20 protein-coding genes are annotated in these 22566 nt (G+C 69.5%); 9 read left to right on the top strand and 11 right to left on the bottom strand.

The annotated features are described in order from the left end of the window. Nucleotides 1-60: 60 nt before the first annotated feature. The 3 genes from BLV72_RS37220 to BLV72_RS37210 all read right to left on the bottom strand — a co-directional run bounded on the left by BLV72_RS37220 (nt 61) and on the right by BLV72_RS37210 (nt 3784). Nucleotides 61-1188 (bottom strand): acyl-CoA dehydrogenase family protein, encoded by a 1128-nt coding sequence (locus BLV72_RS37220; protein ID WP_093467929.1) that lies wholly within the window; start codon nt 1186-1188, stop codon nt 61-63. 29 nt (nt 1189-1217) lie between these two features. Then, nucleotides 1218-2645, bottom strand: a complete 1428-nt coding sequence (locus BLV72_RS37215) for an aldehyde dehydrogenase family protein (protein WP_093467928.1) — start codon at nt 2643-2645, stop codon at nt 1218-1220. 524 nt (nt 2646-3169) lie between these two features. After that, entirely contained in the window at nt 3170-3784 is a 615-nt protein-coding gene (locus tag BLV72_RS37210) for a TetR/AcrR family transcriptional regulator (protein ID WP_167746472.1), read from the bottom strand. 100 nt (nt 3785-3884) lie between these two features. On the opposite strand from BLV72_RS37210, the gene BLV72_RS48370 reads away from it, so the two are divergent. Next, nucleotides 3885-4046, top strand: coding sequence for a hypothetical protein (locus tag BLV72_RS48370; protein WP_167746471.1), 162 nt, complete (start codon nt 3885-3887; stop codon nt 4044-4046). Nucleotides 4047-4099: 53 nt separating this feature from the next. Next, complete coding sequence (locus BLV72_RS37205) at nt 4100-5059, top strand: zinc-binding dehydrogenase (protein WP_093467925.1); 960 nt, start codon at nt 4100-4102, stop codon at nt 5057-5059. 117 nt (nt 5060-5176) lie between these two features. Here BLV72_RS37205 and BLV72_RS37200 read toward each other — a convergent pair whose 3' ends face one another. Further along, complete coding sequence (locus BLV72_RS37200) at nt 5177-5671, bottom strand: PaaI family thioesterase (RefSeq protein ID WP_093467924.1); 495 nt, start codon at nt 5669-5671, stop codon at nt 5177-5179. 93 nt (nt 5672-5764) lie between these two features. Here BLV72_RS37200 and BLV72_RS37195 point away from each other — a divergent pair, with 93 nt between their 5' ends. Together BLV72_RS37195 and BLV72_RS37190 are read left to right on the top strand one after the other, a co-directional pair. Beyond that, complete coding sequence (locus tag BLV72_RS37195; RefSeq protein WP_093467922.1) at nt 5765-6235, top strand: winged helix-turn-helix transcriptional regulator; 471 nt, start codon at nt 5765-5767, stop codon at nt 6233-6235. Nucleotides 6236-6446: 211 nt separating this feature from the next. Further along, nucleotides 6447-7502, top strand: coding sequence for a TerC family protein (locus BLV72_RS37190; protein WP_093467921.1), 1056 nt, complete (start codon nt 6447-6449; stop codon nt 7500-7502). A gap of 314 nt (nt 7503-7816) precedes the next feature. On the opposite strand, the gene BLV72_RS37180 is transcribed toward BLV72_RS37190, so the two are convergent. The 3 genes from BLV72_RS37180 to BLV72_RS37170 all read right to left on the bottom strand — a co-directional run bounded on the left by BLV72_RS37180 (nt 7817) and on the right by BLV72_RS37170 (nt 11453). After that, nucleotides 7817-8086, bottom strand: a complete 270-nt coding sequence (locus BLV72_RS37180; RefSeq protein WP_093467918.1) for a hypothetical protein — start codon at nt 8084-8086, stop codon at nt 7817-7819. Nucleotides 8087-8409: 323 nt separating this feature from the next. Next, nucleotides 8410-10293: an ATP-binding cassette domain-containing protein gene (locus BLV72_RS37175; RefSeq protein ID WP_093470770.1), complete on the bottom strand. Its 1884-nt coding sequence runs from the start codon at nt 10291-10293 to the stop codon at nt 8410-8412. A gap of 290 nt (nt 10294-10583) precedes the next feature. Then, nucleotides 10584-11453, bottom strand: a complete 870-nt coding sequence (locus BLV72_RS37170; protein WP_244321201.1) for a phosphotransferase family protein — start codon at nt 11451-11453, stop codon at nt 10584-10586. Here BLV72_RS37170 and BLV72_RS37165 point away from each other — a divergent pair. After that, on the top strand, nt 11359-11655 hold the full coding sequence (locus tag BLV72_RS37165) for a zinc-binding dehydrogenase (protein WP_093467916.1): 297 nt from the start codon (nt 11359-11361) through the stop codon (nt 11653-11655). The two genes, BLV72_RS37170 and BLV72_RS37165, sit on opposite strands and share 95 nt — an antisense overlap. Before the next feature lie 12 nt (nt 11656-11667). Here BLV72_RS37165 and BLV72_RS37160 read toward each other — a convergent pair whose 3' ends face one another. From BLV72_RS37160 to BLV72_RS37145, 4 genes are read right to left on the bottom strand one after another with little or no spacing between them, the layout of a single operon-like run. Further along, nucleotides 11668-12936, bottom strand: coding sequence for an alpha-L-fucosidase (locus BLV72_RS37160; protein WP_093467914.1), 1269 nt, complete (start codon nt 12934-12936; stop codon nt 11668-11670). A gap of 4 nt (nt 12937-12940) precedes the next feature. Continuing rightward, the gene (locus BLV72_RS37155; RefSeq protein ID WP_093467912.1) at nt 12941-16069 is read right to left on the bottom strand and encodes an alpha-mannosidase; all 3129 of its coding nucleotides are present in this window, start codon (nt 16067-16069) and stop codon (nt 12941-12943) included. Nucleotides 16070-16080: 11 nt separating this feature from the next. Next, nucleotides 16081-17454, bottom strand: coding sequence for a 6-phospho-beta-glucosidase (locus BLV72_RS37150; RefSeq protein WP_093467910.1), 1374 nt, complete (start codon nt 17452-17454; stop codon nt 16081-16083). Beyond that, on the bottom strand, nt 17451-18200 hold the full coding sequence (locus BLV72_RS37145) for a DeoR/GlpR family DNA-binding transcription regulator (protein WP_093467908.1): 750 nt from the start codon (nt 18198-18200) through the stop codon (nt 17451-17453). Before BLV72_RS37145 ends, BLV72_RS37150 begins: the two co-directional genes overlap by 4 nt. 136 nt (nt 18201-18336) lie before the next feature. Between BLV72_RS37145 and BLV72_RS37140 the strand changes: the two genes are divergently transcribed. The 4 genes from BLV72_RS37140 to BLV72_RS37125 are packed head-to-tail and all read left to right on the top strand — an operon-like array spanning nt 18337 to nt 22525. Next, nucleotides 18337-19389, top strand: coding sequence for a PfkB family carbohydrate kinase (locus tag BLV72_RS37140; protein WP_093467907.1), 1053 nt, complete (start codon nt 18337-18339; stop codon nt 19387-19389). A 35-nt stretch (nt 19390-19424) separates the two neighbouring features. Then, complete coding sequence (locus BLV72_RS37135; protein ID WP_093470769.1) at nt 19425-20708, top strand: extracellular solute-binding protein; 1284 nt, start codon at nt 19425-19427, stop codon at nt 20706-20708. Then, a complete protein-coding gene (locus tag BLV72_RS37130) occupies nt 20705-21676 on the top strand; it encodes a carbohydrate ABC transporter permease (protein ID WP_093467905.1) in 972 nt (323 codons plus the stop codon). Before BLV72_RS37135 ends, BLV72_RS37130 begins: the two co-directional genes overlap by 4 nt. A 21-nt stretch (nt 21677-21697) precedes the next feature. Further along, a complete protein-coding gene (locus tag BLV72_RS37125; RefSeq protein ID WP_371834508.1) occupies nt 21698-22525 on the top strand; it encodes a carbohydrate ABC transporter permease in 828 nt (275 codons plus the stop codon). The last annotated feature ends 41 nt before the right edge of the window (nt 22526-22566 follow it).

Below are 22566 nucleotides of genomic sequence, written 5' to 3'. Positions count from 1 at the left end.
GCTGATGGCTCCGGCTTTCTGCCGACTCTGAAGGTGCAGGGCGTGGCCCCGCGATGGCCCCTAGCAACATCCGGCGAGGTGGCCCTTGACGTAGGCGCCCCAGAGAATGCTGTTGACCAGTCCGGTCCCGTCGGCGGTTGCGAGCATCTCCGCGTCGTCGCGGTAGTCCGCTATTCCGGTCCCGAGGTCCAGACCGTGTCCGGCGCACATGGCCACCAAGTCGGTACAGGCGCGAACGGCGACAGCGCAGGCGTGCGCCTTGGCGCCGCTGGCCAGGGCCGCCGCCGACTCATGGCCCGCTTCCACGGCCTCGACCGCGTGGTAGGCCAGCAGGCGAGCGCCCTGCAATTCGGCGACCAGAGCGCCGAGCCGCTGGGTGGTGATGTCCAGGTCGATGACCCGGACGCCGCGCGCGGTGCGGGTCGCCAGGTACTGCGCGGTCTGGTCCAGCGCCTGGAACGCGAGGGCCACAGCCTGCACGGCGACCAGCACGCGCGCCACACCGAAGCCGGCCTTTGCCCCGGCCGCTCCGTCCTCATCGAGGATCCGCCACGCCTCGACCTCCACCTCGTTGAACAGCAGTGTTCCGAAGGTGAGATGACGCAGTCCGCGGGCGCGCAGCGGCTCCCGCACCACGCCGGGGGCAGCCAGGTCGACGAGCACCCGTACCCGGTTCCCCTGTTCGTCAGCGGCCAGAACGGCGGCGATGTCGGCCGTCATCGCGTGGGTCACCCAGTCCTTGCGTCCGGTCAGGAGCAATGTCTTGCGGCCCGGGAGGATTCTGGTGCGCAGGTTCTTGAGGCTGCTGCCGCCCTGCGGCTCGGTCACGGCCACGGCTCCGATGCTGGTTCCGCCGAGCAGGCCGGGCAGCGCCTGTTGCTTTGCCTCGGGGCTGCCGGACCTGGCGATGAAGCGCTGGACGCTGTGGTTCGACAAGAAGGGCGCCGAAGAGGCCAGCCCTTCGGTCAGCGAAGCGAACTGGCCGAGTTCGAGGCCGGCTCCGCCCGCCTTCTTCTCGATCGTCGATCCCAGGTATCCGGTCGATCGAAGTCCGGCGAACACCTCCAACAGTTGCGCACGCGACCACGGAGTGCCGGCCGGGCGAACGGTGCGGATCGCGGTGGCGGCTGTCCGGCCCACATCGACCCACTGTTGGTCCCGGCCCGGGATCTCGGGCTCATGTCCCATGTGCGGCTCCTATCTGTTGTTGCGTCCGCCTAGAACTGCAGGGATTGCTGGTAGAGGAACTCCTCGATACCCGCTCGCCCCAGTTCGCGGCCGTAGCCGGAGTTCTTGACCCCGCCGAACGGGGCCGCCGGGTTGAACGCCCCGCCGTTGATGTCGACCTGTCCGGTATGTATCTGCCGCGCGGCGGTACGGGCCCGGTCGACGTCGGCCGACCAGACCGCGCCGCCGAGGCCGAAACGGGAGTTGTTGGCGATGGCAATGGCATCGGCCTCGTCGGTGTACCCGATGATGGACAGCACCGGGCCGAAGATCTCCTCCTGGGCGAGGAAGGACCCAGGATCCACTTGGGTGAAGACAGTGGGCCACACATAGTGCCCGGTCTCCAGCGTCTGCCCGGACGGCCGCTGCGGTCCCCCGGCGATGAGCTTGGCCCCATCGGACACGCCACGCTCGATCGCGGCGACGACCTGCGCCCGCTGTCGCGCGCTCACCAGCGGCCCGATCCTGGTCCGCTCGTCGGTCGGGTCGCTGGGAACGTACCGCGCGGCCGCCGCGGCCGCGATCTCCTCGGTCTGGGCGAGCATCTCAAAAGGCACCAGCAGCCGGGTCAGCGCGTTACAGCTCTGCCCGGAGTTCAAGAAGCAGTTGGCGACCCCGACTTTGACCGCCTTGACGAGGTCGGCGTCGTCCAGGATGACGTTGGCGGACTTCCCGCCGAGTTCCAGGGTGATGCGCTTCAAGGTCCGCGCTGCCTGCTGGGCCACCGCACGGCCGGTTGCCTCCGACCCGGTGAACGACACCGCGTCCACTCCAGCATGGTCCACGATGGCCTGGCCCACGGCCGGCCCGTCGCCGTTGACGACGTTCAGTACCCCGTCCGGAAGACCGGCCTCCTGCATGGTCCGGGCCAGCAGCAACGCACTGAGCGGGGCGAGTTCACTGGGCTTGAGCACAACCGTGCAGCCTGCGGCGATGGCTGGGACTATCTTGCTGACGACCTGGTGGACCGGGTAATTCCAGGGCGTGATCGCCCCAACGACGCCAACGGGAACGGAGTGGACACGAGAGTTGGCCACCCCGGTCTCGAACTCCATCGCGCGCAGAGCGCGGGCAGTCTCCCGTACGTCATTCACCGGCAGCGCGGCATGCAATCCGCGCGCCAGTTTGATCGGTGCACCGAGTTCCGCGGTAACCGTCTGCGCCATCTGCTCCTGGCGCTCCTCCAGCAGCGCGGCCAGCCGGTCGAGCAGCCGGGCACGGTCCTCCACGGTCCACTTCGACCATCCCGCGAGAGCGTCGCGGGCCGCCGCGACGGCCCGGTCCACGTGCCGGGCGTCTCCCTCCGGCACGGTCCCGATCACCCGCCCGGTGGCGGGGTTCTCCACCTGGATCGGCCGCCCGCCCTGTTCGTGCTCCCACTTCCCGGCGATGAAGTGTGCGGTCCACTGATGCTGCATGAGTCCCTCCGGCTGCGTCGTGGCATGTAGCCCTGTACGTCCGCCGCAGAGTAGACCTAAACGATCGTTTAGGCAATGCCAGGTGAAGCCATTGACTAAACGACCGTTCAGGACATCGAATGGGAGCATGGACGTCGCGGGCCTCCACACCGGCAGCACGTCCCGCTGCGGATGGGGGCGCCCCGATCCACCCATCAGGTGGACCAGGGCGTAGGGAAGGCAATTGAGGCCCCGCGCACGGCTGCAATCACAGCGTGGCACCGTCGCGCACGGGCATTGCGCCCGTCGGACCAGGCTTGGCACTGACGGATAAAACTGGACCTGGACAGCCGTCGAATATCGTCAGCGGCACATCAACGGCCGTATGCCCACCGAGGGACCAAAAAAAGGGGGCTTGCTGAATCCCATATTCTTGCGCGCGACATGCGCCGCAATGTCCTGGGCCAGGAAGAGCACCTCATGGACCCGGAGGACTGTAAGGGATAACCTGCCTCCACACCTTGGACAGGAGGAAGGAAGTCGAGCTACATCGAATTCATCTCTCGCGCGCCCACCAGCGACAAAGCCATGGCCCCGTACCGGTCCGCGATCTCTTCGGGCGACAGCTCTCCGCTGCTCTTGTACCAGTTGGCGACAGCGGTACACATGGTCACCACGGCTCGACTGGCCTCTCGCGGCCAGGGCGTGGCAAAGACGGCCTCGGCCACGCCGTGCTCGACCACCGCGTCGAACATGCGCTGCAGCTTGTCCCGCTGGGCGATGACGCGACGTCGGTTGACCGGTTCAAGGCTACGGATCTCGCTGTTGACAACGAAACTCGACACCACGTCGGACGCGTTCCACAGAACGTGCGAACGGGCTGCGGCGAACAGTTGCGCAGAAGGTCCGCTCTCAGCTCCGATGGCTGCACTCGTGACCTCAATCGACTGCCCCATAAAGCGGCCGATGATATCTACCAGCAGATCCTGCTTCGATTCGTAATAATGATACATGGCAGCCGGTGTAGTGCCGGATGCCTTGGCGATATCACGTACCGAAGTGCCGTCGTATCCGTGCCGGTAAAAACATTCCAGCGCCGCTTGAAAAATAACTTCCTGGCCAACGCTGTAACGAGGTGCGGAACTCTGCCTCGACGGCACGGTTATCTACTCCTTGAAACACCTGAAATCAGACGTGGGGCACGTTTCTTGGCACTTTTGGTACGAAAATCCTTGACGAGTCTACCGCGTCCGCATACACATGATCAGCCTCCGGACCCGGCTGCCGGATGTGCCGCGTCGTGGGCGAAAGCCGGGACCGCTGCTGCTGAGCGAAGACGAGCGCGCCGTGCTGGAGCGCTGGACGCGGCGGACGAACTCCGCCCGGGCCAGGGCCAACCGCCCGCCGATCAGCGGGAACTGACATGGCGGTAGGCTGCTGCGGCGGTTCGAATCAGGTGAACTTTGGAGTAGTCGATGAAGGCCTTCCGGTACGTGGCGAAGGGCGCCCCGCTGCAGGGTGCCGAACTGGCGGACCCGGTGGCCGGCCCGGGCTGGGTCGTGGTGGACGTCGAGGCCGCCGGACTGTGCCACTCCGACGTTCATGTGATCGACGGCATGATCGAGCCCATCGTCCGACCGCCCTTCACGCTCGGCCACGAGGTCGCGGGCACCGTCTCCGCCCTCGGCGAGGGGGTGGAGGGCTATGCAATAGGCGACCGCGTGGCCGTCGCGATCATCGCGCACCCGGAGGTCAAGGCGTCCTACGCGCCGGGCATCGGCCTCGACGGCGGCTATGCCGAACGCCTGGTGGCCCATGCCTCCACTCTCGTCCCCCTGCCCGACAACGTCTCCACGGTCCATGCGGCGGTCGCCACGGACTCGGTCGTCACGGCCTACCATGCGGTCCGCACCGAGGCTCGGGCCAAACCGGGCGACGTGATCGCTGTCGTCGGCCTGGGCGGCCTCGGCCTCAATGGAGTCCGTACAGGAGTGATCGCGGGGGCCACGGTCTACGGCGTGGACATCAACCCCGACACCTTCGAGGCAGCCCGCGCGGCGGGCGCCCGCGAGTGCTTCACCGACGTCACCGCGCTGGCGGACCTGCGGCCCGACGCCATCGTCGACTTCGCGGGCGTGGGCTCCACCACGTCGGACGCGATCGATGCCGTACGCCGCCTGGGCCGCGTGGTCGTCGTCGGCCTCGGCACCAAGACCACGACCTTCTCCAACGGCAGCCTCATCCGCAAAAGCGTGCAACTCCGCGGCTCCTACGGCGCCGGCAAGGACGAATACCGCCAGGTCCTCGGCTTCATCGCGGAGGGCCGGATCACCCCGATCGTGGAAGAGATCCCCTTCGCCGACCTCAACGAGGGCCTGGACCGGCTCCGCCACGGCAAGGTCCGGGGCCGCCTGGTCACCCGCCCGGGGGACTGACCCGATCTGACACCATGCGGTGTCCGGCGCCAGTCCCTCTGAGCGGACAGCGAGCGTGGTCAAGGAGCCCCGCGGCCTCCGGCGAGGGCCGCCGCCACGGCTCTGATGCGGGGCGACTCACGCCTCCGGCAGCGGGAACAACATGCACGTGCTGGTGGCGTGGGCGAGTACACGGTCCGTCGCGTCGACCAACTGGGCCTGGGCGAGGGCGGTTTGGCGGCCACTGCTGACCACCGTGCCGATCGCGCGGACCGCGCCTGTCTCCACGGTGATCCGGCGCAGGAACTTCACGGTCAGATCAAGTGAGGTGTATGCCATGCCCGGTGGAAGCGTCGACTGGACGGCACAGCCGGCGGCCGAGTCGAGCAGCGTGGCATAGATGCCGCCGTGCACACTGCCGATGGGGTTGTAGTGCTCCTCCCCCGGCACCAGCGAGAACACCACACGCCCCTTCTCCACCTCATCGAGCGAGAAGCCCACGGTCGCGCCCACAGGCGCCCCGGGAAGCCGGCCTGCCTGCAACTCACGCAGGAAATCCAGACCGGAAGACTGCCCCACAGCCGCTGCCGTGAGCGCCGGGTCCTCCCACTCGTACGTGCGCGTTCGTCCCACAGCCCCGCTCCTCCCGATCTGACTTCGCATGGCGAAGCTAGCCGGGTGGGCACCTGACTGTCAATTGCGAAGTCAGGGACTTAGGATGGCGGGATGGAGTGGCTTGAGGCGAGCACGGAGAACTGCCCGGTCCAGCTCACGCTTGATCTGGTCGGGGAGAAATGGACATTGCTCATCCTGCGCGACGCAAGTAATGGCATCCGCCGCTTCGACGAGTTCCGCCGCCACATCGGCCTGTCGGAGGCGGTCCTCAGCGATCGCCTCAGAAAGCTGACCGCGGCCGGCATCCTGAAGACCGTCCAGTATCAGGAACCCGGCAGCCGTGCGCGCAACGAATACCGCCTGACCCGCAAGGGCTGGGACCTCTGGCCCGTCCTGGTGGCGCTGAAGCAGTGGGGCGAGGCGTACACGGGAGACGATGCAGAGGGGCCGGTCCTCGATCTTCGGCACGCCATGTGCGAAGCGCCGGTGCGGGTGACGGTCGAGTGCGAGCGGGGGCATACCTCCCTGTCCCCCTACGACGTCAGCGCCAGGCCCGGCCCGGCAGCCCGGCTCCGGTCCTGAGGACCCGGTTCTGACGGCCCCGGCTGCACGACACGGCTTCGCGCCGCGGCGGGAGGCCGGCCTCTCAGTAGCCGGTCGCCCCCGGCCACACCGTCCGTGACAGACCCGGTCCGGGAGTGACCATCGTGCGGGTGCGGGCGACAAGCCGGAACCGCTGGGTCAGACTTTCACCAGAGGCGGGATTCACCCCCACTGGTGTAAGGGGCTTTTCGTGCTCGATGTGCCGATGTGGCTGTGGGCGGCGTTCGCCGTCACCGTGATCGTGTCGCTGGCGGTGGACCTGCTGGCGCACCGGGAGGCGCACATCATCGGGTTCAAGGAGGCCGCCGCCTGGAGCGGGGTGTGGGTCGGTCTCGCCCTGATCTTCGGGGCGGTCATCTTCCTGGTTCTGGGCATGACGCCGGGGGTGGAGTACACCACCGCGTGGCTGCTGGAGAAGAGCCTGTCGGTCGACAACCTGTTCGTCTTCGCGCTGATCTTCGCCTACTTCAAGGTGCCGCGCCCTTACCAGCACCGCGTCCTGTTCTTCGGCGTCATGGGCGCGCTGGTGTTCCGCGGCATCTTCCTGGCCGCCGGAGTGGCTGTGGTCAGCCGGTTCACCGCAGTGCTGTTCGTCTTCGCGGCCGTCCTCTTCTACAGCACCTACAAGATCCTCCATGAGGAGGACGAGAGCTTCGATCCGGGCAAAAGCATCGCCGTGCGGCTGCTGCGCAAGGTCATGCCCGTTCGGGATGAGTACGCCGGGATGAAGTTCTTCGTCATGGAGGCCGGCAAACGCGTCGCCACCCCGCTGCTCGCGGTCGTCGCCGCGATCGAGGCAGCCGACCTGGTCTTCGCCGTGGACAGCGTGCCCGCCGTTCTCGCGGTCAGCGACGACGCCTTCATCGTCTACACCAGCAACGCCTTCGCCATCCTCGGCCTGCGCGCCCTGTACTTCCTGCTCGCCGGGCTGCTGGACCGGTTCCACTACCTCAGCAAGGGCCTTGCGCTGATCCTCTCCTTCATCGGCGTGAAGCTGATCCTTCAGGCGTCGCACAAGCTGGTCAGCAACAGCATCCCGGAGATTCCGTCACCGGTCAGCCTGGCGGTCATCGTCACGGTCCTGGCGGCGTCCGTCGCGCTGAGCGTTCGGCGCCCCCGTCCGACCGCCCAGGAAGGGACCGCTCCGGCCGCGCGGGAGGAGAGCGACGTTGCCTACGGCCCCACTGGTGACCGCCCGCCGGCGCAGGAGGCGCGGAAGACGGACGACCCATCGCAGGACGGCTGACCAGACTTCGCCCCTTCTCTTTGCAAAAATTATCCCATTTAATGGCGAAATATCTTATTCTGTACCTATGCGCAGCGCCGAGCGAGCGACGGTACCGCGGACCGGGCGTGTGTGCCCCGCCTGTCACCACCCCTTGACCGCGAAGATCACGCGCCACAAGACCATGGGAATCTTCGTTCCTCTATGGATGCCGGGCACCTGCCACAACCCGATCTGCCCGAAGCACGCGCAAGGGGAGAGGAGCCCAAGGGACGGCGGCGCGAAGCCATAACGACTGTGAGGCGGCCGCCGCACGCATCCCTCTCTGGGCCGCGTCAGGTGGCCAGGTCCGATTCCCTCCGCGCCCGGGCGCGGCCGAAGGACCATGCGCCCAGGCCCGCCAGCACGGCCGCCCCGAGTCCGTACAGCGGCAGCCACCGGGTCGTGGTGGATGCCAGACAGTCGGCAACGGCCTCATGGCTTTGGCTGGCCCGCGCGTAAGCCAGGGCGGCACCGTCGCGCCCGGCGAGGTCCGCCAGTGAGACCTCCGTCCGGAGGCTCTCGTACCTGCCCAGCTGCTGACAGCCGCTGCGGCTGCCTGGCATCGGAAAGAGCCACGCCGAGCTGCAACACCAGGGCCAGCGCGATCGCGGCACACAGGCCCACCACCAGGGAGTATGCGACCAGATTCGATACGTACGGGGACCGAAGGCCGGGCGTCCACGGTCCCTCCTTCTCTGCCGAGGCCACCAGTGTTCGCGCAGATGCGCACCTTCGGCCCGACGCCAAGCCGGACCGGAGCGGGAGCCCGCCCGGTTGGCGGGTCCTCCGTCTGAGGAGGCCGACCCGTCCTTCCGGGGATCTCCCACGCCCTCCTCGGATGGGCCCCGGCGGGCCGTACACGCCGGCGCGCCGGGGGTTCCTCACCTCATCGGTCCTTGGCCAGGGCGACGAGCTCGGCGAACAGTCCCCCCGCTTCGGCCAGCTCCTCGTATCCGCCCTGTTCGATCACGCGCCCCTCGCGCATGACCAGGATGCGGTCGGCCAGGCGGGTGTTCTCGAGCTGGTGCGTGACGACGATGGTCATGCACTCGGCGGCGATGCGCTTGATCTCCAGGAAGATCTGGTGCTCGCCCCGCGGGTCCATCTGCGAGGTGGGCTCGTCCAGGATGAGCAGCGGTGTCCGCCGGTACAGGGCGCGGCCGCACACCAGCCGCTGCCACTGGCCGCCGGACAACTCGGCCCCACCGAAGAGTTCACGTGCCAGGAGGGTGTCGAGCTGCCGGGGAAGTTTCTCGACCGCCTCCCGCATGCCGACGGCGTCGACGGCCTGCCACACCGGTTCGTCGTCGAAGGTTTTCGGCTGTCCCAGGGTGATGTTCTCGCGGGCGCGCAGCGGCCAGCAGGCGAAGTTCTGCGGGACCAGGGCGGTGCGCTTCCACACCGCGTCGGGGTCGGCCTGGGTCAGGTCGGTGCCGTCCCACCGGACGCGGCCCTTGTCGGCGAGCAGGATGCCGGTGACGAGTTTGGCCAGGGTGGACTTTCCCGAGCCGTTCTCCCCCACGATGGCCAGGATCTCGCCGCGGCGCAGGGTGAGCGAGACACCGTCGACGGCGGGTTCCTCCTTGCCGGGGTACTGGTAGACCACTTCGTCGAGCCTGATCTCGTCGACACGCTCCGGGATCGTCAACTCGCCGCGCCGCGGGGCCCGTTCGGCGGCCATGTCGAGGAAGGACCGCATATCGGCGAGGTACAGGGAGGTGTGGAACATCGCCGCGCCGTGGATCACGAACTGCGAGAGGGCGGCCAGCGTGGTCTGGACGGCGACCACCGCGGTGGCCGCGACCGGGAGGGCGACCCGGCCGGTGGTGGCCAGCCACGCGAGGGTGGCCCAGGTGCACAGCAGGAAGCACCCGCCCAGGGCGCTGGTCGCCAGGGCGATGCGCAGCATGCGGGGTGCGGCGGTGAGGACGCGCTGGTCGATGCGGTCGGACAGGGCGCGATACCAGTAGATGAGGTAGCCGGTCATCCCGTTGGCGCGGACCTCGTCGCCGTAGCGGGAGTAGGTGGCCCACCAGCGCATCATGGAGCGCACATTGCGGTCGCCGACGTTGAGGTAGTGGGTCTCGTAGTCGACGCGCGCGGACAGCACGGCGCCGACGCCGGCCGGGAGCACGGCGAGCAGGAGCAGCGGGAGCATCAGCCAGTGGAGCGCGGTGATGACGCCGCTCGCGGCGATCATGCGAACCAGCGCGGCCATCAACCGCTGGGCGTCCTGGACCATCATCCGGGTGCGGGTGACGCCCACCTCGGCGGCCTCGTGCCGGTCGGCGAATCCGTCCTCGCCGTACGCGGAGGCTTCGACGCGGCATACGGCGGAGACGAGCGCGACGTCCGCCTCGGTCATCAGCAGGGGGGTGATACGCCCGTCGGCGTAGGAGGACAGGGCGCCGCTGATTCGGCCAACGCCCGCGGCGGCGGTCACGACGATCAGGGCGGGCAGCGCGGCATGCAGCCGTTCGGACACGGCGCCGGTGCCGAGGATGTGGGTCATGGCCTGCGCGGTGAAGGTGAGGACGACGGCGGCCGCGGCACCGGTGAGGAGCTGGCAGACGAGCAGGAGCACGACGCCGGGCTTGTCGACGGCCCAGGCCATCCGCGCGGTGTGCCCGAGCACGGCGGGCAGACGCCTGCACATTGCCCTGAAATTGGCCTCGGCCAGCGGGTTCTTGCCGTGCTGGCCTTCGAAGGTGATGGTGGCCGGGGGTGGAGGGGGCGGCGTCTTCTCGTCTGCGGTCGAGGCGTCGGTCATCGTCACCTGCATCCCTCCTGGGGGTGAGTGCCGCGCCTGGATGGCTCGGCAGTGCACGGCATAACGACGCCGAGAGGGAATCGAACGCGCTCGATTCCGGACGTGCTGGAGCCCTTGAGCCGCAAGGGGGCGAACGTGCGGTCGCCGTGCCGGGGCCGCCCGTGCCGTACTGATGGTTGGCCGAAACGCCGATCTGCGAGACGCAGGTGACGTACGAGGTTTCGGCGCTTCCACGGGGCCCTGTCCGGGAGGTCCGGTCCCGCTCCGTCGACCGGGGTGCCGGCCGGGCTCTACGGTCGCTTCGTCGGGACCGGCCGCAGTGCCGGCCAGCGCGTGAGCATGCGGTGGCGCATGTCGCTGGTGAGGCGGCTGACGCCGCTGAGAGAGGTGTGATCGGCGGTCAGCTTGCTGACGACAGCGAGCCGGTGGACGAGCCGTTGCCGGGCTGTCGCGGTGCCCCACGTCCAGTCCCGCTGCGGAATCCGGGCCAGGTGGTCATCGCTTTCGCGGTGTACCCGCTCGACCAGGGCGTCGCCGCGGAGCAGCCAGCCGGCGCACGCGTCGGCAAGGCCGTCCCGGGTCTCGGCACCGGTCGCGGTGCGCCACGCCGTGCGGTAGGCCTGCTCCGCCCGTTCCAGCAGCGGCTCGGCCGCCGAAGTGACACACCAGCAGGTCGGGAAGCCGATCCGCAGATAGGCCAGCTCCATCAGACCGCTGCCCAGTGACGCCTGCTCGAAGTCGATGAATCTGATCCCCGTGGCGGTGTGGAGGTCATTCCCGGGACAGGGATCCCCGTGCAGCAGAGCATGGCCGGGCGCCTGGTCGAGTCGGTGCACGAGGCCATCGAGTTCATCGGAAACACCGGGCGCCACAGGAACCTGGAGCGCCACGGCCAGCCCGAGGAAGGAGTCGATGTCGGCCCGGTTCGGGCCCTGCCAGCGCGGAAGTGTCCCGGCATCCTCCGGACGGGCGGTGGCATGCAGCCGTGCCAGAGCGGCCGCGTAGCCGACGAGGAACGCGACGAGCTCGGTCGTCGAGAATTTCGTCCAGCCCCCTCGGCGGGCGCTGCTCCTGATAGGCCGAGTCCTGGCGGAGCCCGGCGGCGGCCTGCTCGCGGCGACGGCACTCGCCGCGGCACCCGGCGCACACGTGGCGTCCATCGCCGACATCGGGGCACCGGGTGTCACTCCGGTGTTCTGCCGGATGGACCGCGCGGACCTCACGGCGCTGGTGGAGCTCGCCGAGGCCGGCGAGCTCCACATCCGGATCGGCGCCACCTACCCCCTGGAGCGGGCGGCGGACGCGCAGCGCGCCCTGGCCGCCGGTGGACCCCCGGGCAAGATCGTCATCACCGTCGGCTGATGTGCCGCGCCCTCAGGCCCGGCCGTGCCCCCGGTACAGCTCCAGCTCGGAGTCGAGTTCGACGGCGAGGACCGTGGCGTGGTCGTCGAGATCGGCGGCCGCGGGCGGGTCGATCCACAGCACACCGGGGACCTCGTGCAGGCCGCCGATCACCCGGTGGCCGAGCTCGGTGCCGGTGCCGAGGACGGTCACCCGGCGTACGGGGCTCACCAGGCCCCGTACGCCGATGGGCGAGCGCGGGATGTCGAAGACCGTCAGATAGAGGGTGCGGCGGTCGGCCGCGAGGGTGCTGGGGCCGTAGTGGTGCCCGGCGGGCAGGCCCGCGACGGTGCCGTAGACCGCGTCCGCGTGCCGGGCGATCCAGGCGCCCATGCCTTCGAGGCGCTCGACCTGCTCGCCGGGGATCGTGCCGTCCTCCTTCGGACCCACGGAGAGCAGCAGATTGCCGCCCGCGCCGATGGTCTCGGTGAAGTAGCGGATCAGCTGGGTCGTGGTCTTGTAGTTGTGGTCGTGGTGCTGGAAGCCCCATGAGTCGTTGAAGGTCAGGCACAGCTCCCAGGGCCCCGCGGGTGGTTCGATCGGCACGCCCTGCTCGGGGGTGGCGTAGTCGCCCTCGCTGAGCATGCGCGCGTTCAGCACGCAGTCCGGGACCTCGGCGCGGATGAGGCGGGCCAGCTCGCGGATCCCCCACTGCTCCTCGGTGCGCTCCCATTCGCCGTCGAACCACAGGAGGTCGGGGCGGAATCGGGTGATGAGCTCGTTGACCTGGCCGTCGCGGTAGGCGAGGTAGCGCGCCCAGGCGTCGAGGTCCTCCTCTTCCTTCGGGACCTCGGCGTACGGGTTGTTCTCCTGCTCGGGCGGCCGCCCCTCGTAGCGGGTGGAGGCGTAGTCGGGGTGGTTCCAGTCGCTGTGCGAGTAGTAGAGGCCGACCTTCAGCCCCAGTTCGCGCAGGGCTTCGGCGTACGGGGCCACGAGGTCGCGGCCGGCCGGGGTGTGCCGGACCACGTTCAGGTCGCCGTGGGCGGTGTCCCACAGGGCGACGCCGTCGTGATGGCGACTGGTCAGCACGGCGTAGCGGGCTCCGGCGCGGGCGAAGAGGTCGGCCCAGGCGCGGGGGTCGTAGTGCGCCGCGGTGAACCGGTCGAGCTGCGCCATGTACGTCTCGTGCGGGACGTCGCCCTCGAAGAAGGACCAGGACTCCTGCACGCCGTCCACGGCGTAGATGCCCCAGTGGATGAAGATCCCGAACTTCGCCTCGGGGAACCACGGTCGCATGGCCATGGCGTCAGCTCCTCTTCAGCCGCAGGGTCAGGATCTGGAAGGGGCGCAGATTCACCGTGACATTGCCGTCCGCATCGGTGCTCGGCGCGTCCTCGACCTCGGTGAGCGGGCGTTCCAGCAGATCGGTGACGGTGGCACCGGTGTGGGTGAAGCCGGGGCGCAGGGTGGTGCGGGTACGGCCGCCGAGCGATTCGTAGAGCCGCACCACGACATCGCCCGAACGGTCGTCGGCGAGCTTGACCGCCTCGACGACGGCGGCCGGGCCGTCCGTGGTGACGATCGGCGCCACGGCCGTGCCGGAGTCGGCGACGCGCAGCGGAAGGTTGAGCGCGTAGCCCTCGGCGATCGCGTCCTCGATGGTCGCGCCGGGCAGGAGGGCGTAGGTGAAGCGGTGGATGCCCTGGTCGGCCTCGGGGTCGGGCACCCGCGGGGCGCGCACCAGGCTGAGCCGGACGGTGGTCGTCGTACCGCCGGTGCCCTCGCCCCTCTCGTGGGTGGTGCGGGCCACGTCGTGCCCGTAGGTCGAGTCGTTGAGGACCGCCACGCCGTAGCCCGGCTCGGCGACATGCACCCAGCGGTGGCCGTAGACCTCGAAACGGGCCGCCTCCCAGCTGGTGTTGGTGTGGGTCGGGCGGTGGACGTGGCCGAACTGGATCTCGGCGGTCGACCGGTCCGCGTGGATGTCGATGGGGAAGGCGGCCTTGAGGATCTTCTCGGCCTCGTGCCAGTCGATCTCGGTCGCGAAGTCGATACGGCGGCTGCCCGCGCGGACGGTGATGGTCTGGACGATGCGCGAGCGGCCGCACCTGCCGAAGGCGCGCTCCACGCGCAGGGCGCCGAGCAGCGGGCCCTCTTCTGCGACGGTGACCGCGTCGGCGTCGAGCAGATCGGTCCAGCGCTGCCGGTAGTGCTTGTCGATGTCCCACGCGTCCCAGTAGTTGGGCAGGTCGCTGTGGAGCCGGAGGAGGTTGCCCGCGGCGCCCGGGGCCAGGACCTCACGGCCGGCCACCAGGTCCCGTACCGAGGCGAGCGTGCCGTCCTCGGCGAGCTCGACCCTGACCAGGCCGTTGTCCAGGACGCGGCCGCCGGTGACGGTGACGGGCTCCGGGGCCGTGGCCGCGGTCAGCGGGGCGGCGGCGGACGCCGGCACCTGTGCGTAGACGGCGACGGTGCCGTCCGCCAGCGGCTGGCCCTCGGCCGTGCCCGCGGGGGCGGCGACGACCTCGGAGCGCGGGCGGGGGCTCGTGTTGAACACCCGCGCACCGGATCCGGGCGATGCGGCACCGCCCAGCGCCGCCATCGCCTCCGCCGTGAGCTCGGTCAGCTCCGCCGCCACCCGCGCGTACTCCGACTCCGCCTCGCGGTGCACCCAGGCGATCGACGAGCCCGGCAGGATGTCGTGGAACTGGTGGAGCAGCACCGTCTTCCACAGCCGGTCGAGTCGCTCGTACGGGTAGGGGCGGTCCGCGTGCAGCGCGGCGGCCGTCGACCACAGCTCCGCCTCGCGCAGCAGATGCTCGCTGCGCCGATTGCCCTGTTTGGTGCGGGCCTGTGAGGTGTAGGTGGCGCGGTGCAGCTCCAGATACAGCTCGCCGGTCCACACCGGGGCGTCGGGGTATTCGGCCCGGGCGGCGGCGAAGAAGTCGTCGGGGTGCTCGATGACGACCTTCGCGGAGCCCTCCAGGTTGGCCAGCCGGCGTGCCCGCTCCATCATCTCGCGGGTGGGACCGCCGCCCCCGTCGCCGTGCCCGAAGGGTGCCAGGGAGCGGGTGCCGCGCCCCTTGTCCTGGTAGTTGCGTACGGCGTGGGCCATCTCCTGGCCGGAGAACTCGGCGTTGTAGGTGTCCACCGGCGGGAAGTGGGTGAAGACCCGGGAGCCGTCGATGCCCTCCCACCAGAAGGTGTGGTGGGGCAGCTTGTTGGTCTGGTTCCAGGAGAGTTTCTGGGTCAGGAACCACTCGTTCCCGGCCAGCCGGGCCAGTTGCGGGAAGCAGGCGTTGTAGCCGAAGGAGTCGGGCAGCCACACGCCCTTGGTCTCGATGCCGAACTCCTCCAGGAAGAAGCGCTTGCCGTGGATGAGCTGGCGGGCCAGGGCCTCGCCGCCGGGCAGATTGCCGTCGGCCTCCACCCACATGCCGCCGACCGGCGCCCACTGCCCGCCTCGCACGGCCTCGTGGATGCGGTCCCAGACCTGGGGGTAGTGCTCCTTGACCCAGGCGTACTGCTGCGCCTGCGAGCAGGCGAAGATGAACTCCGGGTACTCCTCGGCCAGCGCCGTGACGTTGGAGAAGGTGCGCGAGGTCTTGCGCTTGGTCTCGCGTATGGGCCACAGCCAGGCGGAGTCGATATGGGCGTGGCCGACGGCCGAGAGGGTGTGGGCGCTGGCGTTGGCGGGGCGCTCCAGCACACCGCGCAGGGCGTCGCGTACGTCGGTGGCGGTGCCGGAGATGTCCTCCAGGTCCAGCCGGTCCAGGGCGCGGTCGAGGGCGTGGGCGATCTCGTGGCGGCGGGGGTCGTGCTCACTCAGCTCCAGCATCAGCTCGCGCAGCACGGTGAGGTCCAGGCCCAGATGCCACACCTGTTCGTCCAGTACGGCCAGGTCGGCGCGGGCGAAGGTGTAGAGGGGGGCGCGGCCCGCGGTGAGCTTGTCGCCGAGCGGGGTGGGGCGGCTGAAGTCGTTGGCGAGGATGTCGGGGTTGGAGGCGGCCTCGATGAGGTACGAGACCTGCTCGCCGCCCTCGGCGGGGTGCGCCACCGGCACGTACTGGTTCTGCGGGTTGACCGCCTTGAGCGGGGCGCCGCCTGTGGTGTGGACCAGTGCCTCGGCCTGGTTGCCCGGCCAGTCGCCGACGAAGCCGAGGTCGAAGACGGCCTCGACGCGCTTGCCCGCCCAGGCGGCAGGGACCTCGCCGTGCACCTTGAACCAGGTGGTGCCCCAGGGCGGGCCCCAGGGGGTCCCGGTGGTGAAGGGCTCGTACGGCGCCCGCGCCGCCTCGGCGAAGGGCACCGGTTCGCCGGGCGCCTGCCACGCCTCGATCGTGAAGGGCACGGAGGCCGAGTGGACGGCGGGCTGGATACGCTGGGTGAGGACGCGCTGGACGCGGTCCTCGATGCGGCGGCGTTCGTCATGCATGGCGAGGGCTCCTACGGGCGGTTCAGGTAGGCGAGTCCGGGGTGTGCCGTGGTGTAGCCGTCGACGAGGCGGTGGGCGACGGCGACCGAGTCCACGAGGGGGTGGAGGGCGAACGCCTTGACGGCGGTGGCGCGCGAGCCGCTGTCGGCGGCGTTCATGACCTCGCGCTCGACGGCCTTGACGGCGCACACCAGGCCGGTGGCGTGGCCGGGCAGCGGGTCGACGGAGACGGGGTGCGCGCCGCTCGCGTCCACCAGGCAGGGGACCTCGATGACGGCGTCCTCGTCGAGCGCGCCCAGCGTGGTGCGGTTGCGGACGTTGAGGATGAGGGTGGTGCGCTCATCGCGGGCGATGGCGCGCATGAGGGCCAGCGCCACCTGCTCGTAGCCGCCGGACTCCAGGTCCGACGCGTCGCGCTCGCCGGCGCCCGCCGCCTCGCGGTTGGCCGCCATGTAGGTGGCCTCGCGCTCGGCGCGGGTGCGGTCCCAGGTCGCGAGCGCGGGGGCGTGGCCCTGCTCCATCACCTCGTAGAACCGCGCCTGCTGGTCGCGGAGGAAGGCGCCGCGGGTCTGCTCGGCCTCGCGGTAGGCGCGTACCGCTTCCCGGTTGAAGTAGTAGTAGTGCAGATACTCGTTGGGGATCGCGCCGAGAGAGGCGAGCCACTCGGGGCCGAAGAGCTTGCCCTCCTCGAACGAGCCGAGGGCCTCGGGGTCGGCGAGCAGCCGCGGGAGTTCGTCGCGCCCGGCGACGCGCAGGCCGCGCAGCCAGCCGAGGTGGTTCAGGCCGACGTAGTCGATCCACGCGCGGTCCGGGTCGGCGCCGAGCGCGCGGGCGACCCGGCGGCCGAGGCCCACCGGCGAGTCGCAGATGCCGATGACGCGGTCGCCGAGGTGGCGGGACATGGCCTCGGTGACCAGGCCCGCCGGATTGGTGAAGTTGATGACCCAGGCGTCGGGGGCCAGGCGGGCGACCCGCCGGGCGATGTCGACGGCGACGGGGACGGTGCGCAGCCCGTAGGCGATGCCGCCCGCGCCCACCGTCTCCTGGCCGAGGACTCCGTGGTCCAGGGCGACGCGCTCGTCGGCGGCGCGGCCTTCGAGGCCGCCGACGCGGATCGCGGAGAAGACGAAGTCGGCGCCGCGCAGCGCCTCGTCGAGGTCGGTGGTGTGGGAGACCGTGGGCGCTCCCCCGGCCTCCGGCCGTTCGGTGCCTCCCGGGCTCGCCGCGGCCTGTTCGGCCAGGACCCGGGCGACGGCGCCCAGCCGAGCGGCGTCCAGGTCGTGGAGGGTGACATGGGTGACGCGGCCCGGGGCGCGGTCGGCGAGCAGCGCCCCGTACACGAGCGGCACCCGGAACCCGCCGCCGCCGAGAATGGTCAGCTTCACACCCGCACCACCTTTACTCCGGCCTGCTCGAACACCGAGCACGTGGCCGAGTCCGAGGGGGCGTTGGTCACTACTGCGTCGAGGTCCTCGGGGCCGCAGACCTTGGTCATGCCGGTGCCGGGGAACTTGCCCGCGTCGGCGAGCAGTACCACCTGGTCACTGGCCGCGATCATCGCCCGTTTCACCGGGACCTCGATGACCGTGGTGTCCATGATCTGCCCGCTGGGACGGACGCCGCTGGTCCCCAGGAAGAGCCAGTCGGCGTGGAGCTGGCGGAGGTTGTCCTCGGTGAGGAATCCGACCAGGGAGCGGTATTCGCGCCGGAGCACCCCGCCGAGCAGCACCAGCTCCACGGCGGTGTCGTCGGCCAGTTCCTCGAACACCACCAGGTTGCTGGTGATCACGGTCAGCCGTCGGCCGTGCAGTTGCCGGGCGAGCCGGTAGGCGGTGGTGCCGATGTCCAGCAGCACGGACTGCCCGTCCTCGATCATGTCCGCGGCCGCCACCGCCAGGGCGTCCTTCTCGGCCACGCGCACCCCGGCGACCTCCGCGAAGGGCTGGTCGCCCTCCTCGACGACCGCGCCGCCGTGCACGCGGGTGAGCAGTCCCTCCTCCTCCAGCTTCAGCAGGTCGCGCCGGACGGTCGCAGGGGAGACCCCGAGCTGTTCGGAGAGGTCGGTCACGGCCGCCGGGCCCCCGGACCGCAGGGCGCGGAGGATCATCTGATGTCGTCGTTCAGCCAGCACGGCGAGCAGCCTACTCGTCAATCTCAATCATTTCTATGCATCTGCGTGCACCCCTCTTGCCATTTTTGCGCAGAGCCCGCACGATCCTCTGCAATGCGCTGCAGTCTCTGCACACTTTTGACGAGAGGAGGAGCTCGTGGCCGAACCTCCCCCGCCCGGGGAACGGGCTCCCGACGCCGCGGGACCCGATGTCCTGGTGACCGGTCTGCTCTTCTACGACCTCGTGATGACCGGGCTCGGCCGACCGCCGGCACCGGGTGAGGAGATCTGGACCCGGGGCATGGGCTGCGGCCCCGGCGGCATCGCCAACCTCGCGGTGGCCACCGCCCGCTTCGGTCTCGCCACCTCGCTGGCCACCGTCTTCGGCGACGACTTCTACGGGGCGTACTGCCGCGACATCCTCGCCCGGCAGGAGGGCATCGACCTCGCGCTCTCGCGCACCGCACCCGGCTGGAACACGCCGGTCACCGTCTCGATCGCCCAGGGGCACGACCGCGCACTGATCACACACGGCCAGGAACCCCCGTACCCGCAGGACGAGTTGATGGCGAGCGCCCCGGGGGCACGGGCGGCCATCGCACACCTCGGCACCGAGCCCCAGGCGTGGATCGCGAAGGCCGCCGCCACGGGCACCAAGATCTTCGCGGATGTCGGCTGGGACCCCACGGGGGCCTGGTCCGGCGAGCTGCTCGACCAGCTCTCCCGCTGCCACGCCTTCCTGCCCAACGAGGGCGAGGCGATGGGCTACACACGCACCGACAGCGCGCGGGCCGCGCTCGGCAAGCTCGCCGATATCGTGCCGGTCGCCGTCGTCACACGCGGCCCGCACGGCGCCCTCGCCGTCGACCAGACGACGGGCGAGGCCGCCGACGTCGCCGCGCTCGACATCGATGTCGTGGACGCGACGGGAGCCGGGGACGTCTTCGGCGCGAGCTTCACCGCCGCCACCCTCGCCGGCTGGCCGCTCGCCGACCGGCTGCGCTTCGCGGGACTGGCCGCGGGCCTGTCCGTCGCCCGGCACGGCGGCGCGCTCGCCGCACCGGGCTGGCACGGCGTCGACCAGTGGTGGCGGACCACCGGCAGCCGTGACCCCGCGCTGCGGAGCGACTACGGATTCCTGGCGGACCGCATCCCCGAGGACCCCGGCCCCGCTCCCCACACCACACCCGTCACCCCCCACACCCTGTAATCGCAGTGCGTACTACCCGAAAGGCGGTGGGAGCGGTGCACCTCTCGCGAAGAGCACTGCTGTACGCGGGCCTCGCCACCACGGCGACCGCGGCGCTCGGCGGCACCACGGCAGGCTGCTCGGTTCCTAACGGCTCGACCGGCCGGAACATGACCCTCTGGTACTGGACCGGCGGGCTGAGCGACAAGGTCGTGGCGGACGCCAAGAAGCGCTTCACCGATGTCTCGCTCAAACCCGCCCAGATCGGCGGCTACTTCAAGTCCAAGCCGCTGACCACGATGACCGGGCGCGCCTACGTACCCGACATCACCGGTCTCAAGGGCGAGGACATGGCCTCGTACCTGCCGAACGCGGAGCAGTTCATCGATCTGCGCACGCTCGGCGCGGAGAGACTCAAGGACCAGTACCTGCCGTGGAAGTGGGCCGAGGGCATCGCTCCCGACGGCAGCATGATCGGCTTTCCCATCGACACCGGCCCGGTCGCCCACTACTTCATGCCCGAGGTGTTCGACCGGGCGGGGCTGCCGACCGATCCGGCGGATGTCGGCAAGGAGATGGACACCTGGGAGAAGTACCTGGCCGCCGGCGAGCGGCTGAAGAAGAAGGTCCGCGGCGCGCATATGGTCATCGACGCGCTCACGATCTACCAGTACATGATCGCGCAGGGCACCCAGCGGTACGTCGATGAGGAACGGCGCTTCATCGGCGACCACGAACATGTGCGCCGCGCCTGGAACATGGCGATCGACGCGTATGAGCGCGGCCTGTGCTCCCGGTACCAGTCCGGCACCCCGGACGGCAACGCGGCCATCGAGAACGGCCTGCTGCCCAGCCAGATCGGCGCCTCCTGGGTGGCCGGCGACCTCAAGCTGACAGTGCCCAAGACCAAGGGGAAGTGGCGGGTGGCCGCACTGCCCGGCGGCCCGGCCAACAACGGCGGCTCCTTCCTGGCGATCACCAAGTCCTGCCGGAAACCCGAGCTGGCCTTCGAGATCGTCACCTGGCTGCTGAACGCGGACAACCAGACCCGCGGTTTCACCGATGCCACGCTCTTCCCGTCCACCCCCGCCTCGTACCAGCGGGAGGCGATGCGCGCGCCGGACCCGTTCTTCGGCGGCCAGGCCACCATCGATGTCTTCGGCCCCACGGCCGAGAAGATCCCGATCGCCTACCACAGCCCGTACGACTACCCCCTGGACCAAGCGGTCTCCGACGAACTGCGCAATGTGAACGCCCTGGGCAAGGATCCCCGCCGGGCGTGGAAGGACGCCATGTCCAAGTGCCGGCGCATAGCGGACCACCTGGGAGTGCTGACATGACCGGAGTAGGTGCCGCCCCCACGCTCGGCGCGCCGGCCGACGACGGTGTGAGATCCGCCGCCGCGCGCGCCAAGCCCCGCTCGGTGCTCGGATACTGGCGGCTGTATCTGGCGATCTCGCCCTTCTATCTGCTCTTCCTGTGCTTCGGCCTGATCCCGGTGGGCTTCTCGCTCTATCTGTCCTTCCACCGGTGGGACGGCCTCGGCTCGATGGAGTACGCGGGCCTGTCGCAGTACCGCTATCTCCTCAGCGACGGACAGTTCTGGAACTCCCTCACCAACACCCTGATCATCTGGGCGATCGCCACCCTGCCGATGCTGTTCATCGCGCTGGTGACCGCGGTGATGCTCAACTCCGCGGTGCGGTTCAAGAACTTCTACCGCTTCGCGTACTTCCTTCCGAACGTCACCTCGGTCGTCGCCGTGGCGATCATCTTCACCTCGATCTTCTCCACCAACTTCGGTCTCGCGAACGCCGTGTTGCAAGGGCTCGGACTCGACCAGGTGGCCTGGCTGAACACGGACTGGGGCATCAAGATCTCCATTGCCGTGCTGATGACCTGGCAGTGGACCGGCTACAACGCGCTGATCTTCCTCGCCGGGCTCCAGACCATTCCGAGCGAGCTCTACGAGGCCGCCCGCGTCGACGGTGCCGGGCCCGTGCAGACCTTCTTCCGGATCACCGTGCCGATGATGCGGCCGATCATCCTCTTCGCCCTGGTCGTCTCGACCGTCACCGGACTGCAGAGCTTCACCGAGCCGCAGGTGCTGCTGGCCAACACCAACAACACCTCCACCTTCGCGGGCGGCCCCGGCAACTCAGGCCAGACGATGGTCCTCTATTTCTTCCAGCAGAGCTTCGACAACAACGACTTCGGCTACGGCGCGGCCATCGCCTGGGGCATCTTCCTGGTCGTCGCCATCTTCTCGATCGTCAACTGGCGCCTGGTACAGCGCGGGGAAAAGTAGAGGGAGACCATCGTGAAAGGCATGAAGGGTACCCGCGCCAGAGGGCTGACCCTGCACATCTCGCTGATCGCCGGTGTGCTCGTCTCGCTCTTCCCGTTCTACTGGACCATCGTGATGTCGACCCATTCGTCGACGGAGATCTTCCAGTACCCGCCGAAGCTGCTGCCGGGCTCGCACTTCGACGAGAACGTCCACCATCTCTTCCAGAAGATCGACTTCTTCGGGTCGATGTTCAACACCCTGATCGTCGCCGTCTCGGTGACCTTCCTCGTGCTGTTCTTCGACTCGCTCGCGGCCTTCGTCTTCGCGAAGTTCCACTTCCCGGGCCGCCGGGCGCTGTTCGTCATCATGATGGGCATCTTCATGGTGCCCGCCCAGCTCCAGGCCATCCCGCAGTTCGTGATCATGGCGAAGCTCGGCTGGATCGGCTCCCTCACCTCGCTCGTCATCCCGGCGGCCGCCAACGCCTTCGGGATCTTCTGGATGCGCCAGTACATGAAGGGCTCCATTCACGACGAACTGATGGACTCCTCCCGGCTGGACGGCTGCGGCTTCCTCCGCCAGTACTGGCACGTGGCGCTGCCCGTGGTCCGGCCCGGCCTCGCCTTCCTCGGCATCTTCACCTTCATGGCCCAGTGGAACGACTACGCCTGGCCGCTGATCGCCCTGATCAACCCGGACCATGTGACGCTCCAGGTCGCCCTCTCGCAGCTCAACAGCGTCAACGGCACCACCGACTACGGCATGGTGATGGCCGGTGCGCTGCTCGCGCTGATCCCGCTGCTCGTCGTGTTCTTCATCGGCGCCCGCCAGATCATGGCGGACCTCGCCAAGGGGGCCATCCGCTGATGGATCCGCGTCCGCTGAACACGCCTCCGACGGACCTGCCT

Origin of the sequence: Streptomyces melanosporofaciens (assembly GCF_900105695.1) — a bacterium.
In the GTDB taxonomy this organism is placed as follows: domain Bacteria; phylum Actinomycetota; class Actinomycetes; order Streptomycetales; family Streptomycetaceae; genus Streptomyces; species Streptomyces antimycoticus.
The sequence above is the reverse complement of the archived record's forward strand: the minus strand, read 5'-3'. Positions and strand labels throughout refer to the sequence as shown.